Annotated in this window: 13 protein-coding genes; 9 read left to right on the top strand and 4 right to left on the bottom strand. The window is 51.5% G+C overall.

Features of this window, described 5'->3' with window-relative positions:
- Positions 1–9: 9 nt before the first annotated feature.
- Entirely contained in the window at positions 10–1,296 is a 1,287-nt protein-coding gene (locus tag BARVI_RS12165) for an IS1380-like element IS615 family transposase (RefSeq protein WP_007567149.1), read from the top strand.
- A 46-nt stretch (positions 1,297–1,342) separates the two neighbouring features.
- Here BARVI_RS12165 and BARVI_RS12160 read toward each other — a convergent pair whose 3' ends face one another.
- Together BARVI_RS12160 and BARVI_RS12155 are read right to left on the bottom strand one after the other, a co-directional pair.
- Positions 1,343–1,780 (bottom strand): hypothetical protein, encoded by a 438-nt coding sequence (locus BARVI_RS12160; protein ID WP_038534393.1) that lies wholly within the window; start codon positions 1,778–1,780, stop codon positions 1,343–1,345.
- 2 nt (positions 1,781–1,782) lie between these two features.
- On the bottom strand, positions 1,783–3,027 hold the full coding sequence (locus BARVI_RS12155; protein WP_232213984.1) for a hypothetical protein: 1,245 nt from the start codon (positions 3,025–3,027) through the stop codon (positions 1,783–1,785).
- A gap of 404 nt (positions 3,028–3,431) precedes the next feature.
- On the opposite strand from BARVI_RS12155, the gene BARVI_RS12150 reads away from it, so the two are divergent.
- Positions 3,432–4,667 (top strand): site-specific integrase, encoded by a 1,236-nt coding sequence (locus BARVI_RS12150; RefSeq protein ID WP_004291422.1) that lies wholly within the window; start codon positions 3,432–3,434, stop codon positions 4,665–4,667.
- Between the two features lie 11 nt (positions 4,668–4,678).
- Entirely contained in the window at positions 4,679–5,041 is a 363-nt protein-coding gene (locus tag BARVI_RS12145) for a hypothetical protein (protein ID WP_004291423.1), read from the top strand.
- Positions 5,042–5,118: 77 nt separating this feature from the next.
- Here BARVI_RS12145 and BARVI_RS12140 read toward each other — a convergent pair whose 3' ends face one another.
- Together BARVI_RS12140 and BARVI_RS12135 are read right to left on the bottom strand one after the other, a co-directional pair.
- Positions 5,119–5,424 carry a helix-turn-helix domain-containing protein gene (locus tag BARVI_RS12140; RefSeq protein WP_004291424.1) on the bottom strand — a complete coding sequence of 102 codons (306 nt, stop codon included), beginning with the start codon at positions 5,422–5,424 and terminating at the stop codon, positions 5,119–5,121.
- Positions 5,425–5,455: 31 nt separating this feature from the next.
- Positions 5,456–5,755 (bottom strand): helix-turn-helix domain-containing protein, encoded by a 300-nt coding sequence (locus BARVI_RS12135; RefSeq protein ID WP_004291426.1) that lies wholly within the window; start codon positions 5,753–5,755, stop codon positions 5,456–5,458.
- Positions 5,756–5,893: 138 nt separating this feature from the next.
- On the opposite strand from BARVI_RS12135, the gene BARVI_RS12130 reads away from it, so the two are divergent.
- The 6 genes from BARVI_RS12130 (at position 5,894) to BARVI_RS12105 (ending at position 16,834) form a co-directional block, all read left to right on the top strand.
- Complete coding sequence (locus tag BARVI_RS12130) at positions 5,894–6,319, top strand: helix-turn-helix domain-containing protein (protein ID WP_004291432.1); 426 nt, start codon at positions 5,894–5,896, stop codon at positions 6,317–6,319.
- Between the two features lie 3 nt (positions 6,320–6,322).
- Entirely contained in the window at positions 6,323–6,673 is a 351-nt protein-coding gene (locus BARVI_RS12125; protein WP_004291454.1) for a helix-turn-helix domain-containing protein, read from the top strand.
- Positions 6,674–6,693: 20 nt separating this feature from the next.
- Complete coding sequence (locus BARVI_RS12120; RefSeq protein WP_025279457.1) at positions 6,694–8,265, top strand: DUF3945 domain-containing protein; 1,572 nt, start codon at positions 6,694–6,696, stop codon at positions 8,263–8,265.
- A gap of 60 nt (positions 8,266–8,325) precedes the next feature.
- Positions 8,326–10,413: a type IA DNA topoisomerase gene (topB, locus tag BARVI_RS12115; RefSeq protein WP_004291456.1), complete on the top strand. Its 2,088-nt coding sequence runs from the start codon at positions 8,326–8,328 to the stop codon at positions 10,411–10,413.
- 162 nt (positions 10,414–10,575) lie between these two features.
- Entirely contained in the window at positions 10,576–11,028 is a 453-nt protein-coding gene (locus BARVI_RS12110) for a DUF1896 domain-containing protein (protein WP_004304266.1), read from the top strand.
- Positions 11,018–16,834: an N-6 DNA methylase gene (locus BARVI_RS12105; RefSeq protein ID WP_004291462.1), complete on the top strand. Its 5,817-nt coding sequence runs from the start codon at positions 11,018–11,020 to the stop codon at positions 16,832–16,834. Before BARVI_RS12110 ends, BARVI_RS12105 begins: the two co-directional genes overlap by 11 nt.
- The last annotated feature ends 440 nt before the right edge of the window (positions 16,835–17,274 follow it).

Below are 17,274 nucleotides of genomic sequence, written 5' to 3'. Positions count from 1 at the left end.
GCAACAGGCATGGCAAAGGTAGCAATAAAATCCGAAAGACTCACTCCTTTTGGAGGCATATTTCCAATCATGGAGCAATTTACCTCCCTTCTCTCCTCTACAATTGACTCAACACTTGGGTTGAGATGCAAACTCTATGGTTATCAATACAGCGAAATCATCCGCTCCCTCCTATGCGTTTACTTCTGCGGCGGTTCTTGCGTTGAGGATGTCACCGCCCACTTAATGAGTCATCTTTCCCTTCACCCCACACTCCGCACCTGTAGCGCCGACACCATCCTTAGGGCAATAAACGAACTGACCCGGGAAAACATCTCATACACGTCTGATGCCGGAAAGTCCTATGATTTCAATACGGCAGACACACTCAACACATTGCTCCTGAATTGCCTGTTGTCCACAGGGCAGTTGAAAGAGGGCGGGGAGTATGACGTTGACTTTGACCACCAGTTCATTGAGGCGGAGAAGTACGATGCAAAGCCCACGTACAAGAAATTTCTTGGTTACAGGTCCGGTGTGGCCGTTATCGGCGACATGATTGTCGGCATAGAGAACAGCGACGGCAACACCAATGTACGCTTTCACCAGAAGGACACGCTAAAGAGGATTTTGGAGAGACTTGAAGAGAAGAAGCTGACAGTCAAACGCTTCAGGGCCGACTGCGGCTCATGCTCTGAAGACATTGTGGATGAGGTCAGGAAGCATTGCAGGACATTCTACATACGCGCCAACCGCTGCTGCTCGCTCTATGATGACATCTTCGCGCTCAGAGGGTGGAAGAAGGAAGAGATAAACGGCATCGTGTTTGAGTTGAACTCCATTCTCGTTGAGAAGTGGAAGGGCAAACCGTATCGCCTGGTAATCCAGAGACAGAGACGCATGGGCAGTGGACCGGACCTGTGGGAGGGGGAATATACATACCGCTGCATCCTGACCAACGATTACGAATCATCCATGAGGGACATCGTGGAGTTCTATAACATGCGCGGTGGCAAGGAACGCGTCTTTGATGACATGAACAATGGGTTTGGATGGGACAGACTGCCTAAATCCTTCATGGCGGAAAATACCGTGTTCCTGCTCCTGACGGCACTGATACGCAATTTCTACAAGGCCATCATGCAAAGGATTGAAGTGAAGAAGTTCGGGCTCAAGGAAACCAGCCGTATCAAGACGTTTGTCTTCAAATTCATTTCAGTACCTGCCAAGTGGATTAAGACCGCAAGGCAATGTGTGCTGAATATCTACACCGACAACCATGCATATGCAGAAGCCTTCAAAACTTCTTCCGGATGATTTACATCACTTGATGGCCACTGATTGCGTATTGCCTCAAGTCGCTTTATGGGGTAAGGGGATGGTATGCGCATTGAAACGGACGCGAGGACTTAATGGTTATCTTACGAATCAAAAGTCCATTTCTCTTTATGTAGGTAGCACTTCGGGAATGGAGTTGCGGATTTAAGGTATAAATATTTCCCGTATTACAAACCACGCGTGCTTTTACATAGTTCATACCAAGGCGCATCATATTTCCGATTGGGTCAGATTCAATATTTCCAAAATCACTGGAAATGTAACTTGTGAAATGACTCGGTGCATCAGTTACGTGATTGATTTCTTCAACAACACCATATGTTATTGATCCTTGTTCATGATCGACTTTGACGATATCAAATGGACTTAATATTTCTTTTTTGTCAGTCCAAAAATAGAAATCGTCTATTGTAGAAGGACACTTCTCTGTAGCAGATACCTTCCCGATTATTTTGGTACTCATAATTAAAAGAGTTTATAGATTATTTCATTATTAGCATAGTGCGATTTGCAGAATGTTTCTGTGAGATATATGGGATAAAGATGGTTTGCCCATCGTGAATCATTCCCAAAACATACTGGATACGCTTCCCTAATTATATTTGCACTTATTAAATCAATAAGAGCAGTTCGGATTTGATCGCTCTCGTTGTTAAGAACCATTTCGCATTTTACAATATCCGAAAAGTTAGTCTCTCTAAAATCGCTGTTACGTAAGCGTAAATACCAAACAGCAAAAAAACCTCCAGAGTGTTGCGACTCGTAACGGTAAACTTTTGTTCGTTGAAAAGGTTTAAGCCCCGCTATGGTTTTTGACAACTTATGTCCTTCAAAATCAGGAATTAATTCTGGGTCAAAAGATTTAGAGACTCCTACAACATATTTATAATTAGAACGCAATAGATTCCACTTACTCATATCCATATTAGAAAATCGGGGATTATATTCAATAGATCCATCCTTAAGCAAAAAATTATCATCGTCTAAAAGATTATTCTCGCAAAGATCGTTTACTACTATTTGCTCCTCATCAGTCATTTCATTTTGAATTTTTGCAACAGCTCTACTTAGATATTTATTCTTACCTAGTTCTTCTGTAAAGCCATCTGTTTCATATAAAAACAAATCATGTAGACGTATATTATGCTCAGCAAGAAAAGGAAATGAAGACAGATGAGAATTTACATTCTCGCAATACAACTTACAAAAATTATTATTGTTGTTTTCATCATCAATATCAAAGTCGGTAGGCATTGATAGTACTATGCGATGATGTAACAAATAGGGTTTGAATGTTTCCCTATCCTTGCGTTCGCAGCAACCAACAATAATTTGACCAGCAACTATTGGAAAAATCTTTTTTCCAATTGCAATGTCGTCAACCTTGTATGTTCTACGAGAACCATCTAAAAAGAATCGGAATATCGGTGTGCAACCTTGTATAAAGACAGGGTTAATAGTTACCATATGTATGCGTGTGGAATCAGTTTCAGCGAACACACTTTTCTTTGCTTCTGATACAGTTTTGTCGTCAAACGACAAGACATCATTTATATTGTCATCTAACGAAACTTTTTTAGAGCCATAGCAAAAGTATTTGCCGGCACTGTGTTGTTGAATAAACTCTAATATTTTGCCCATAAATATTTTGAAGTCAGCATATTTAAGGCTACAAAAATAGTAATATTTTCCGAGTTTGGTCGTATCCAATTGCTGATATTTGCCTCTTCTGAATTCAATTTTGTTATTTATAATATAAAGAATTGCCAATTGTATTTCTATTATGCAAAGTTACTACAAAAAAGTGAAATGCGGAAAGATATAGTGATAGAATTGAGTTACAAGGGTTTTGGTTGAAGTGGCGATAATCCGTGAAGCCATTACAATCCCTGCCGAAGCCAAATCCTGACGCCGCTACGTTACTTGTTCGTAACCATGCCCGAAAATGCGACAAACGGGTACGAATAGCGAAACAAGGCTCTAAGGAATAGTGAGTTATCCATAACTCATGCGAAAAATCAGGTTACGGAAAAAGATTGCGCCGTTCCTCCCCGTTTTGCGTACCAACACCGGACTCTTCACCAACTAATTTTGAAACCCAAAAATTAAGGACAATGAAGAGTACATTTTCAGTAATCTACTACCTCAAGCGTCAGGTAGTGAAAAAGGACGGGACAGTTCCCGTCATGGGACGCATCACGGTGGACGGCAGCCAGACACAGTTCAGCTGCAAACTGACTGTCGATCCGAAACTGTGGGACACCAAAGGTGGACGTGTCACGGGCAGAAGCACGGCGGCACTCGAAACGAACCGTATGCTTGACAAGATGCGGGTACGCATCAACAGGCATTATCAGGAAATCATGGAGCGTGACAACTTCGTCACGGCGGAGAAGGTGAAGAACGCCTTTCTCGGACTGGAACACCGCTACCACACGCTGATGCAGGTGTTCCGCCAGCACAACGAGGACTACGAGAAGCAGGTGGAGGCAGGCATGAAAGCCAAAGGCACGCTGCTGAAGTACCGCACCGTTTACAAGCACATGCAAGAGTTCCTCGACATCCGCTACCATGTGAAGGACATCGCCCTAAAAGAGCTTACCCCGGCTTTCATCTCCGACTTCGAGATGTTCCTGCGCACGGACAAGCACTGCTGCACCAATACCGTGTGGCTGTACGTCTGCCCGTTACGGACGATGGTATTCATCGCCATCAACAACGAGTGGCTGACGCGCGACCCGTTCCGCGAGTATGAAATCAAGAAGGAGGAAACAACACGCAGTTTCCTGACCAAAGATGAGATCCGCCTGCTGATGGAGGGGAAACTGAAAAACGCCAAACAGGAATTGTACCGCGACCTCTACCTGTTCTGCGCCTTCACGGGGCTGTCGTTCGCGGATATGCGCAACCTTACGGAAGAGAATATCCGCACCTACTTCGACGAACACGAGTGGATAAACATCAACCGCCAGAAAACGGGCGTGGTGTCCAACATCCGCCTGCTCGACATCGCCAACCGCATAATCGGCAAATACCGGGGACTGTGCGGGGACGGCAGGATATTTCCCGTTCCGCATTATAACACGTGCCTTGCCGGTATCCGTGCCGTCGCCAAGCGTTGCGGCATCACCAAGCATATCACGTGGCATCAGAGCCGCCACACGGCAGCCACGACGATATTCCTCTCCAACGGTGTTCCCATCGAAACGGTCAGCTCCATGCTCGGACACAAGAGCATAAAGACGACGCAGATTTACGCAAAGATAACCAAAGAGAAGCTCAATCAGGACATGGAGAACCTTGCCGCAAGATTGAACGGCGTCGAGGAATTTGCAGGTTGCACCATCTAAAAAGAAAAGCCATGAAACGTGACACAATCATCATCGAGGACAAGGCAGTCAGCGTAACCGGTAACGACGTGTGGATGACCGCCACCGAAATAGCCGGATTGTTCCATACGACCGTCCCGGCAGTGAACGCCGCCATCAGAGCCGTCCGCAAGTCGGACGTGCTGAACGACTACGAGGTGTGCCGCTACATGCAGCTTGAAAACGGGCTGCACGCGGACGTGTACGCCCTTGAAATCATCATCCCGGTCGCTTTCAGGGTGAATACCTACAACACCCACCTGTTCCGCACATGGCTGGTGGGAAAGGCACTCTCACAAGAGAAACGGCAGACATACGTGATGTTCATACAGAACGGAAAAGCCGGGTATTGCTGATTGCACATACCCCATAAGACAAGTAAACGGGTAGCACCACAAAAGGTGTCACCCGTTTACTTTTTCATGAAACCGCCTCACTCCAGCGGCTTGCGGTAGTTCGCTTCCAGTACCCCGCGCAGCCCCGTTTCCGGGTAAAGCACCTTCCCTCCCAAAAGTATGAAGGGCAACACGCGGTTGTTGCGGTATTCCTGCAAGGTGCGCCGGCTCACACGGAGCAGTTCCGACACCTCGCCGTCCGTCAGGTAACGTTCCCCGTCCAGCGGAGGACGGTAGCTTTCCAGAAATGCGGACAGCCATTTCGAGCCTTTGCGCATATCCTGCACCACAGAGGCTATCGGCTCGTCTTCCATCGTAAAAACATCGTTGTTCTCGTTCATCATAACTTCGGATTCAGTGGGTGAATAAATCAAATCATCTGCCGTGCGGATAGAGCGTGCCGACAAGCGGTATCAGCCGCTTCACCTCCTCTGGCTTGTAATAGAACCTGCGGTTTATCTGCGAGTAGCCGATAAGCCGCCTGTCACGCAGCGTCTGCAACGTGCGCGGGCTTATTCTCAACTGCCCGCAGACCTCCTCGCCCGTGAGCCATCTTTCCATGCGCCCCGTGTCGCTTTTGCGCCTCAGGGCGGCGACCTTCTCCGAGAGTGCGCCGAATGCCGCCACCATCATCTCGAAAGTCTTTTTCTCGATAGATACTATTTCCATATTCATGTCATTTAGAGTTTGCCGCAAAGGTAACGAAACGGCATACAAGACGTATCGTTTTCCGCTGAAAGGCTGCCTGTTGCGCCGTTTGACCGGGTTACGGAGCCATCTTCCGCAAAAATCTTACGTGAGTCACGTAGTGAGTTGTTAAAGCCCCTTTTGTTTATTGCCGAATTTTGTCGCAGAAACAAAAAGAAAGGACTGAACATGAAAGTGATAACAATGGAAAGTTCCGCCTACAAGGAGATGATGGCGCAGATTGCGAACATCGCAGGGTACATCCGCGAGGCAAGGGACGAGAAGAAACGGAAGCGGGAAACCGAAGACAAGCTGCTTGACACGGCACAGGCGGCGAAGATGCTCAACGTGAGCAAGCGCACCATGCAGCGTATGCGCACCGACCACCGTATCGAGTATGTGGTGGTACGCGGAAGCTGCCGCTACCGCCTTTCCGAGATACTGCGGCTATTGGAGGACAACACAGTAAGGAACGAGGAAGGGACAATAGACACCCTGTTCCACAACCACACGCTGCGCACGGGCGGCAAACCAAAAGGAAGGAGGACATAGGTCATGGAACTGCTCACACGAAACAACTTCGAGGGCTGGATGCAGAAGCTGATGGAACGGCTCGACCGTCAGGACGAACTGCTGCTGGCGATGAAGGCTGAGGGGAAACAGCCCACTATCACGGAAAGCATCCGCCTTTTCGACAATCAGGATTTGTGCATGTTGCTCCAGATAAGCAAACGCACCCTCCAACGCTACCGCAGCGTAGGCGCATTGCCCTACAAGACGCTGGGCAAGAAGACCTATTACAGCGAGGAGGACGTGCTGACATTCCTTTCCAACCATATCAAGGACTTCAAAAAGGAAGATATAGCCTTCTACAAGGCTCGTATCCATAATTTCTTTCATAAATAACCCATTAAAACATTTTTCAGATGGCAAAGAAAAAAGACGAAAAGGACGTGCTGGTAGTCCGTGACGAGAAGACAGGCGAGATCAGCGTGGTAGCCGGGCTGAACGCGGACGGCACACCCAAGCGCACCCCCGCAAAAGCGGAGAACGCGCAGAGTTTCCTGCAATTCGACCGACATGGCGACGTGCTGGACAACTTCTTCAAGAACTTCTTCCGGCAGTGCAAGGAACCCAGCCGCTTCGGTTTCTACCGCATTGCGGCAGACCAAGCTGAAAATCTCTTAGAGGTGATGAAGCAACTGCTGAAAGACCCCGAAGCGAACAAGGAGCTGCTCGCCCCTCACAAGGTGGACACCTCCGACTATGAGAAGAAGGTGCAGGAAGAGATGGCAGCACAACAGACAGAGAAACAAGAACCTCAAAAACAGGAGAACATGGAACAACGGAAAGAACAGCAACAGGACAAATCCGAACAGATGCAGGGCAAACGTGGCTACCAGCCCATCGACGAGAGTAAAATCAACTGGCAGGAGCTGGAGGACAGATGGGGCGTAAAGCGGGACAACCTTGAAAAGTCCGGCGACCTTACGAAGATGCTCAACTATGGCAAGTCCGACTTGGTAAAGGTCAAACCGACCTTCGGCGGCGAATCATTCGAGCTGGACGCCCGCCTCTCCTTCAAGAAGGACGGTGAGGGAAACATCAGCCTCGTGCCGCACTTCATCCGCAAGGAGCAGAAGCTGGATGAGTACAAGGAACACAAATTCTCCGACAATGACCGGAAGAACCTCCGCGAAACGGGCAATCTCGGTAGGGTCGTGGACATTGTGGACAGGGAAACGGGCGAGATCATCCCCTCCTACATCAGCATCGACCGCAAGACGAATGAAATCACGGACATTCCGGCAAGCAGGGTGCGCATCCCGGAGCGCATCGGCAAGACGGAAATCACCACGCAGGAGCGGGACATGCTCCGCGCCGGACTGCCCGTACGCGACAAGCTCATCGAGCGCAACGACGGCAGAAAGTTCGTCACCACCCTGCAAGTGAACGTGGAGCAGCGCGGCGTGGAGTTCGTGCCGGGAACCGGCAAGTCGCCCCGTACCGCACAGACACAGGAAACCAAAGGCGACACATCGAAAAGTCAGGCGCAGGGCGGGGAAAATGCCGCACAGACCAAGAAGGAGCAACGCCGCAACACGTGGACGAACGAGGACGGCAGCATCCGCCCCATCAGCAAATGGAGCGGCGTGAGCTTCACCGACCAGCAGAAAGCCGACTATGTGGCGGGTAAAGCCGTGAAGCTGGAGAACGTGACCGACAAGCAGGGCTTCCATGCCACGATGTATATCAAGTTCAACCCGGAGAAGGGACGCCCGTACCGCTACGACACGAACCCTGACAATGCACAGCAGGTTGCTCCGTCCAACGAGAGCCGCACGCAGGTGGCGGTGAACAACGATGGCAAGACCAACGAGGCTACAAAGAATCTGAGAGAGCCGTTGCAGAAAGGTCAGACCAACTCGAAGGACGCCCGCCAGCAACAGCAGCAGGAGAAGCCGCAGAAGAAAACGGGCAAGGGCATGAAAATGTAATCCCGTGTCCGCCACTGAATCCAAAATAAAATCCAAAGTATCAACAAAAAAGAAGAAGACATGAAGACAATCATTGCAGAAAAGCCCTCCGTGGCACGTGAAATCGCCCGCATCGTGGGCGCGACAAAGAGAGAGGAAGGATATTTCGAGGGAGGCGGTTATGCCGTGACATGGGCATTCGGACACCTCGTTCAGCTTGCCATGCCCGACGGCTACGGCGTGCGCGGATTTGTCCGTGACAACCTCCCGATTATTCCCGACACATTCACGCTCGTCCCCCGTCAGGTCAGGACGGAGAAAGGTTACAAGCCCGACAGCGGCGTGGTGTCGCAGATAAAAGTCATCAAAAGACTGTTCGACACAAGCGAACATATCATCGTGGCGACCGATGCCGGACGCGAGGGAGAGCTTATCTTCCGCTACCTCTACCACTATACGGGTTGCACCACTCCTTTCGTGCGCCTGTGGATCAGCTCTCTCACCGACAAAGCTATCCGCGAGGGACTGCGGAAACTCGAAGACGGCAGCAAATACGACAACCTCTACCTCGCCGCCAAAGCGCGGAGCGAATCCGACTGGCTCGTGGGCATCAACGGCACACAGGCGTTATCCATCGCCGCCGGACACGGCACGTATTCCGTGGGGCGGGTGCAGACACCAACGTTGGCTATGGTATGTGAACGCTACTGGGAGAACCGCCGCTTTACGTCCGAAGCATTCTGGCAGCTCCATATCGCAACGGACGGTTGCGACGGCGAAGTCGTGAAATTCTCATCCTCCGAGAAATGGAAAGAGAAAGAACCGGCGATGGAACTATATAATAAGGTAAAGGCGGCAGGTTGCGCCACTGTCACGAAAGCCGAGCGCAAGGAGAAGACGGAGGAAACTCCCTTGCTCTACGACCTGACCACGCTCCAGAAAGAAGCCAACGCCAAGCACGGCTTCACGGCGGAACAGACGCTTGAAATCGCGCAGAAACTCTACGAAAAGAAGTTGATAACCTATCCGAGAACGGGAAGCCGCTACATCCCCGAAGACGTGTTTGCCGAAATTCCCAAACTGCTCGCTTTCATCGGCACACAGCCCGAATGGAAAGACAAGGTGCGGGCAAAAGCCGCCCCGACACGCCGCAGCGTGGACGACGGCAAGGTGACAGACCACCATGCCCTGCTCGTCACGGGTGAGAAACCGCTCTTCCTCTCCAAAGAGGACAATACCATCTATCAGATGATTGCCGGGCGCATGGTCGAGGCATTCTCTGAGAAATGCGTCAAGGATGTGACCACTGTCACGGCGGAATGTGCCGGAGTGGAGTTTACCGTAAAAGGCAGCGTCGTGAAGCAAACCGGATGGCGTGCCGTCTATGGCGAGGAAAAAGAGGAAATTACCATCCCCGGCTGGCAGGAAGGCGACACGCTGACACCGAAAGGCTCGTCCATTACCGAAGGAAAGACCAAACCCAAGCCGCTGCATACCGAAGCCACCCTGCTCTCGGCAATGGAAACGGCGGGCAAGGAAATTGAGGACGACGCACTGCGGCAGGCGATGAAGGACTGTGGCATCGGTACTCCCGCCACACGCGCCTCCATCATCGAAACGCTTTTCAAGCGCGGTTACATGGAACGCTGCAAGAAGTCGCTTGTTCCCACCGAAAAAGGACTTGCCCTCAATTCCGTCGTCAAGACGATGCGCATCGCCGATGTTGCCATGACGGGCGAATGGGAAAAGGAGCTGGCGCGTATCGAGCGCGGGGAACTGTCCGACGACACCTTCCGCAAGGAGATAGAGGCGTACACACGTGAGATAACCTCCGAACTGATCTCGTGCGACAAGCTCTTCGGCAGCCGTGACTCCGGCTGCGCGTGTCCCAAGTGTGGCACGGGCAGGATGCGGTTCTACGGCAAGGTGGTACGCTGCGACAACACGGAGTGCGGACTGCCCGTGTTCCGGCTGAAAGCGGGACGCACCCTGTCCGACGATGAAATCAAAGACCTGCTCACCGAAGGGCATACCAAGCTGCTCAAAGGGTTCAAGAGCAAACAGGGCAAGAGTTTCGATGCTGTTGTCGCCTTTGACGGGGAATATAACACGACTTTTGTGTTCCCGGAGGCTAAAAAGGACAAGAAATTTTCAGGACGGAAGAAATAGTATTAACTTTGCCACTTGTTCAGAGTAATGAATTGTTCTTCGATACCGGATTACACTCATACTTTGGATTTAGTGGTGGCACTCGGAGGGATACCGAGTGCCTTTTTCTTCCTTTTTCCAACCGATTATCCCGTTAATTATCAATCCGCTAAATCCAAAGTAATGAACAACAAGAAGAAAAACGAGGGTCAGACCGACTTTTCCTATTACGGTCTGTACCTGCTGGACTATCTCCGCACGAACAAGTTTGAACAGGCTGACGACACCGCTTTCATACGGGAACGGGCCGACCGTGCCGCCGAAACGTATGAGAGGGCACGGCTTGAAGGCTATCCCGCCGATGGTGCGCAGGAACTGGCGATGGACACGCTGCTGCGCGGGCTGCATTATTCCCGTTACGCCATCCTCCGCGAAGTCGTGGAAAACGAGTTTGCCGATGAAGTGCCGGAAGAGAAGCGTGAAGCCTTTGTCCTGAAACTGCTGCCGCTTGTCGGCAACGTGTTCTCCGTCTATGACCTCTCGGATGACAATTTCGCCCTGTCTTCCGATTACGACCTGCTCTACACGGAGCTGACGGGAGCAACCGTCCTTTACTTAGACGAATATGGCGTTTAACCGCAAACAGAAACTGCGGGACAACATCGAGGCGATACGGACGGCATTCATCCTTGACAGGGAAAATAGGACAGCGACAACCGAAGAGCGTGCCATACTTCAAAGGTACTGCGGTTTCGGCGGTCTGAAATGTATCCTCAACCCTGCAAAGGAACTGACGGATGCCGTCCGGTGGGCGAAATCCGACCTCGAACTGTTCGCCCCGACGGTGGAGCTGCACAGGCTTATCCGTGAGAACAGCAAGGACGAAACAGAGTACAAGCGGTTTGTGGATTCGCTGAAAGCGTCCGTGCTGACCGCTTTCTACACCCCCAAAGAGATAACCGACACCATCGCGGACGTGCTGGCAGATTACAGCGTCCGCCCCGCCCGTATGCTCGAACCGTCGGCAGGTGTCGGCGTGTTCGTGGATTCCATGCTGCGGCACAGCCCCAATGCGGATGTGATGGCTTTCGAGAAGGATCTGCTCACGGGTACAATCTTGAGGCATCTCTATCCCGACCAGAAAATGCGCACCTGCGGTTTTGAGAAAATCGAAAGACCGTTCAACAATTATTTCGACTTGGCGGTGTCCAACATTCCGTTCGGTGACATTGCCGTGTTCGACGCGGAGTTTCAGCGGAGCGACTCTTTCGGCAGACGCTCCGCCCAGAAAACCATCCACAACTATTTCTTTCTCAAAGGACTGGATGCCGTGCGTGACGGCGGTATCGTGGCGTTCATCACCTCGCAAGGGGTATTGAATAGCACCAAGACCTCCGTGCGTAACGAGCTGTTCAGTCAGGCCAATCTGGTATCCGCGATACGCCTGCCCAACAACCTGTTCACGGACAACGCGGGCACGGAGGTGGGCAGTGACCTGATTGTCCTGCAAAAGAACCTCAGCAAGAAGGAAATGTCGCAGGACGAGCGGCTGATGACCGTGATACAGACGGACACGAAAACCGCCCTGACCGACAACGCCTATTTCATCCACCACCCGGAACGCATCGTGCATACGATGGCGAAACTTGACACAGACCCCTACGGGAAGCCCGCTATGGTTTATCTGCACGAGGGCAAGGCAGCAGGCATCGCCGGGGATTTGCGCCGTATGCTCGACGAGGATTTCCATTACAGGCTTGCCATGCGCTTGTATTCGGGTTCAATCCGGCAGGCAGGAACGGAAGAAAAAGTTGCCGTTCAAAATAAAGTAGAGCGTCCTGCCATAAAATTGGAAACAGTATCCTCGGCGCAGACGGTGGAAACTCCGACAGAAAAGCCGCAACCCGCAGATGAAAAGCCGGAGATAGAACCGCGCCCGCAATATTCCGCAGGCGTGCAGCTCACCCTGCTTGACCTCTGGGGGATGACGGAAGAGGTCAGCCAACCGAAAACCTCCAAAAAGAAAAAGACGGTGAAAAAGGCAGTTACGGCAAAGTCCACTCCGCCCAAACCGAAAGTCACGGTTACACCGACAGCTCCAACTGCAAAACCCGCAATGGAGAATAAGGAGGTGAAAGCGGAGAACACCGCCAAGCCTGCCGACCCGGACGACATCTATGCCACACTGGACTGGGATACCAATCCTCCCATCAACGGTTTCTATGAAATGATGATGGGTTTGACGCCGGAGCGTAGGAAAGAACTTCGGGAACTGGCAAGGCAGCATAACGAGAAACAAGTGGCGGAAAAGACGGAAGTGAAAGCCGTGCCGGAAACTTCCCGTGAGCAGCCACGACAGGAGGAAACACAGCCGGAGGCAGTCGCCGCACCTGCCGTTACAGATACCCCATCGGAAGCGGTGGGGACTTTCCTTTTCCCCGACATCGAAGCGGAAAAGCCGAAGGAGGAAGTCGTGGACCTTTCTCCGCGTGCCTACCACCGCACGCCGGAGATGCACCTGCGCGAAGGGTCGCTGGTGGCTGACCGGGGGCGTCATAACATCGGCTACCTGAAAGACATCACGCCATACGGGGCGACATTCCAGCCGCTCGACCTGAAAGGATACCAGAAGGAAAAGGCGTTGTTGTATGTGTCGCTGCGTGACGCCTACGAGCGTCTGTACCGTTATGAATCGCTCCGGCGCGAGGCAAATGTTCCGTGGCGAGAGCATCTGAATACCTGTTACGATGAGTTTGTCATGCGCTACGGCAACCTCAACGCCAAGCAGAACGTGAAGTTAGTGATGATGGATGCGGGCGGGCGCGACATCCTTTCGCTGGAACGGATGGAAAACGGAAAGTTCGTCAAGGCGGACATCTTCGAGCATCCTGTTTCCTTCGCGGTGGAGAGCCATGCCAACGTAGGCTCTCCCGAAGAAGCCCTGTCTGCGTCGCTCAACAAATATGGTACGGTCAATCTCGACTATATGCGGGAGATAACCGACAGCACGGCGGAGGATTTGCTCACTGCCCTGCAAGGGCGCATCTACTACAATCCGCTCGTGACCGGTTACGAAATCAAAGACCGTTTCATCGCCGGAAATGTCATAGAGAAAGCGGAACGCATAGAGGCATGGATGGGTGACAATCCCGAAAATGAGCGTATGCCGGAGGTGAAGCAGGCGTTGGAGGCTCTGAAAGATGCCGAGCCGCAGCGCATCGCCTTCGAGGATCTGGACTTCAATTTCGGGGAACGCTGGATTCCGACGGGTGTCTATGCCGCCTACATGAGCCGGCTGTTCGACACGGAGGTGAAAATCGCCTATTCCGCAAGCATGGACGAGTTTTCGGTGGTGTGCGGCTACCGCACCATGAAAATCACGGACGAGTTTCTGGTGAAGGGGTATTACCGGAACTATGACGGTATGCACCTCCTAAAACACGCCCTGCACAACACCTGCCCTGACATGATGAAGTCCATCGGCAAGGACGAGCATGGCAACGACATCAAGATGCGCGACAGCGAGGGAATACAACTCGCCAACGCCAAGATTGACGAGATACGAAACGGCTTCTCCGAATGGCTCGAAGAGCAGTCGCCGCAGTTCAAGGAGCGGCTTGTGACGATGTATAACCGCAAGTTCAACTGTTTCGTGCGCCCGCGCTACGACGGCTCCCATCAGACCTTTCCCGACCTCAACCTGAAAGGGCTGGCAAGCCGGGGTATCAAGAGCGTCTATCCCTCACAGATGGATTGCGTCTGGATGTTGAAACAGAACGGCGGCGGAATTTGCGACCACGAGGTGGGAACCGGTAAGACGCTGATAATGTGCATCGCCGCGCATGAGATGAAGCGTCTGAATTTGGCACACAAGCCGATGATTATCGGGCTGAAAGCCAACGTTGCGGAGATTGCAGCCACCTATCAGGCGGCATATCCCAACGCACGTATTCTGTACGCTTCGGAGAAGGACTTTTCGACCGCCAACCGTGTGCGCTTCTTCAATAATATAAAGAACAACGACTACGATTGCGTCATCATGTCGCACGACCAGTTCGGCAAGATACCGCAGTCGCCGGAATTGCAGCAGCGCATCCTGCAAGCAGAGCTTGACACGGTGGAGGAAAACCTCGAAGTGCTACGGCAGCAGGGAAAGAACGTGTCGCGGGCGATGCTGAAAGGATTGGAGAAGCGCAAGCACAACCTTGAAGCGAAGCTGGAGAAGGTGGAACACGCCATAAAGTCACGCACGGACGACGTGGTGGATTTCAAGCAGATGGGCATCGACCACATCTTCATAGATGAGAGCCACCAGTTCAAGAATCTGACTTTCAACACGCGCCACGACCGTGTGGCGGGATTGGGAAACAGCGAGGGAAGCCAGAAGGCACTTAACATGCTCTTTGCCATACGCACCATACAGGAGCGCACAGGAAAAGACTTGGGTGCGACCTTCCTCTCCGGCACGACTATCAGCAACTCACTGACTGAATTGTACCTGCTGTTCAAGTACCTGCGCCCGAAGGAGCTGGAACGGCAGGACATAAGGTGTTTCGACGCTTGGGCGGCGATATTTGCCAAGAAGACGACGGATTTTGAATTTAACGTGACGAACAATGTGGTCCAGAAGGAGCGTTTCCGCTACTTCATCAAAGTGCCGGAGCTTGCCGCCTTCTATAATGAAATCACGGACTACCGCACGGCGGAGGATGTGGGCGTTGACCGTCCTGCCAAGAACGAGATACTGCACCATATACCGCCCACGCCGGAACAGGAGGACTTCATACAGAAACTGATGCAGTTCGCCAAGACGGGCGATGCCACCTTGTTGGGCAGGCTGCCGCTTTCGGAAACGGAAGAAAAGGCGAAGATGCTCATCGCCACGGACTATGCCCGGAAAATGGCACTCGACATGCGCATGATAGACCCGAATTACGAAGATCATCCCGACAACAAAGCGAGTCACTGTGCCAAGATGATCGCGGAGTATTATCAAAAATACGACGCCCAGAAAGGCACGCAGTTCGTTTTCTCTGATTTGGGGACATACCAGCCGGGCGACGGGTGGAACGTCTATTCGGAAATCAAGCGCAAACTGACGGAGGACTACGGTATACCGCCAAGCGAGGTGCGCTTCATTCAGGAGTGCAAGACCGACAAGGCGCGGAAGGCGGTGATAGACGCCATGAACGCCGGGACGGTGCGTGTGCTGTTCGGCTCTACCTCTATGCTCGGAACGGGTGTGAACGCCCAGAAACGGTGTGTGGCTATCCATCATCTCGATACGCCGTGGCGACCGTCCGACTTGCAACAGCGTGACGGACGCGGAGTTAGGGCAGGTAATGAGATTGCCAAACATTTCGCCGGGAACAACGTGGATGTAATCATCTACGCGGTGGAGAAGTCACTGGACAGCTACAAGTTCAACCTCCTGCACTGCAAGCAGACTTTCATAAGCCAGCTCAAAAGCGGTGCGATGGGTGCGCGTACCATCGACGAGGGGGCAATGGACGAAAAATCGGGCATGAATTTCTCGGAATACATGGCGTTGCTCTCCGGCAATACCGACCTGTTGGACAAGGCGAAACTGGAAAAGCGGATCGCATCGCTCGAAGGGGAACGCAAGTCGTTCAACAAGGGCAAGCGTGATTCGGAGTTCAAGCTGGAGTCAAAGACCGGCGAGTTGCGCAACAACACGGCTTTCATAGATGCCATGACGGAGGACTGGAACCGCTTCCTGTCGGTGGTGCAGACCGACAAGGAGGGCAACCGCCTTAATATAATAAAGGTGGACGGAGTGGATTCCGCCGATGAGAAGGTCATCGGAAAGCGTTTGCAGGAGATAGCCAAGAATGCCACGACCGGAGGGTTGTACACGCAGGTCGGTGAACTTTACGGTTTTCCGATAAAGGTGGTGAGCGAAAGGATACTCAAAGAGGGATTGGAGTTCACCGACAACCGCTTCGTGGTCGAGGGGAACTACAAGTACACCTACAACAACGGGCATCTGGCGATGGCTGACCCGTTGGCCGCCGCCCGCAACTTCCTCAACGCGATGGAGAGGATACCCTCCATCATCGACCAGTACAAGGCGAAGAACGAGGTGCTGGAGATGGAGATACCGCAGTTACAGGAGATAGCGGGTAAGGTGTGGAAGAAGGAGGACGAGCTGAAGCAGTTGAAGTCCGAACTTGCCGCCCTTGACCGAAAAATTCAGCTGGAGCTTGCGCCACCCACGCCCGAAGTCGCAGAAAAGGAGAATGAAGGGCAACAGCTCAAGCCGGAAGCGGAAGATGTGAGGAACAGGCAGGCGCAATATCCCGAAAATGCACCGCCGCAGATACGCAGTCCGGCGGATAGTATCGTTGCCAACCATGTCATAATCGGGCGTCCGGGACTGTATGCCAAGGAGGAAACCCGGTCCAAAGGATTGAAAATATAACCTAAGGAATTTTATCTGAAGTATTAATAAGGGCTATCCCAAAAGGTCTAAAAGTAAATTTTATCCTTTCTGCAAGTATCTATAGGATGGCAACTGCATTTTTTTCTTTTTGGGCAGCCCTTATTAAAATTTATTCTTATTTTAGGTTATATACATTCATGTCCATTTATGTAAAAAATTCCTGCTGACCTTGTTTATGTCTTGTCAGTCACCATTTGCAAAACCATATTTGACCCTCAAAGAGGCTGAATTTGATAAGTAACTTGCTACATACTCATAATAAGGAGCTAAATAGAACACGAATGGGAAATACACAAATGCTAAACTAAAGAAGATATTGGCCAAAATAAACGCTATACCGAGAGAGAAACTTGATTTTTCAACTTCCTAAAACGGTGTTGTTCAAACATTTCTACTTATTTGTACTTGCCAGTTGAACC

It is taken from the genome of Barnesiella viscericola DSM 18177, from assembly GCF_000512915.1.
Classification (GTDB): Bacteria; Bacteroidota; Bacteroidia; order Bacteroidales; family Barnesiellaceae; genus Barnesiella; species Barnesiella viscericola.
The sequence above is the reverse complement of the archived record's forward strand: the minus strand, read 5'-3'. Positions and strand labels throughout refer to the sequence as shown.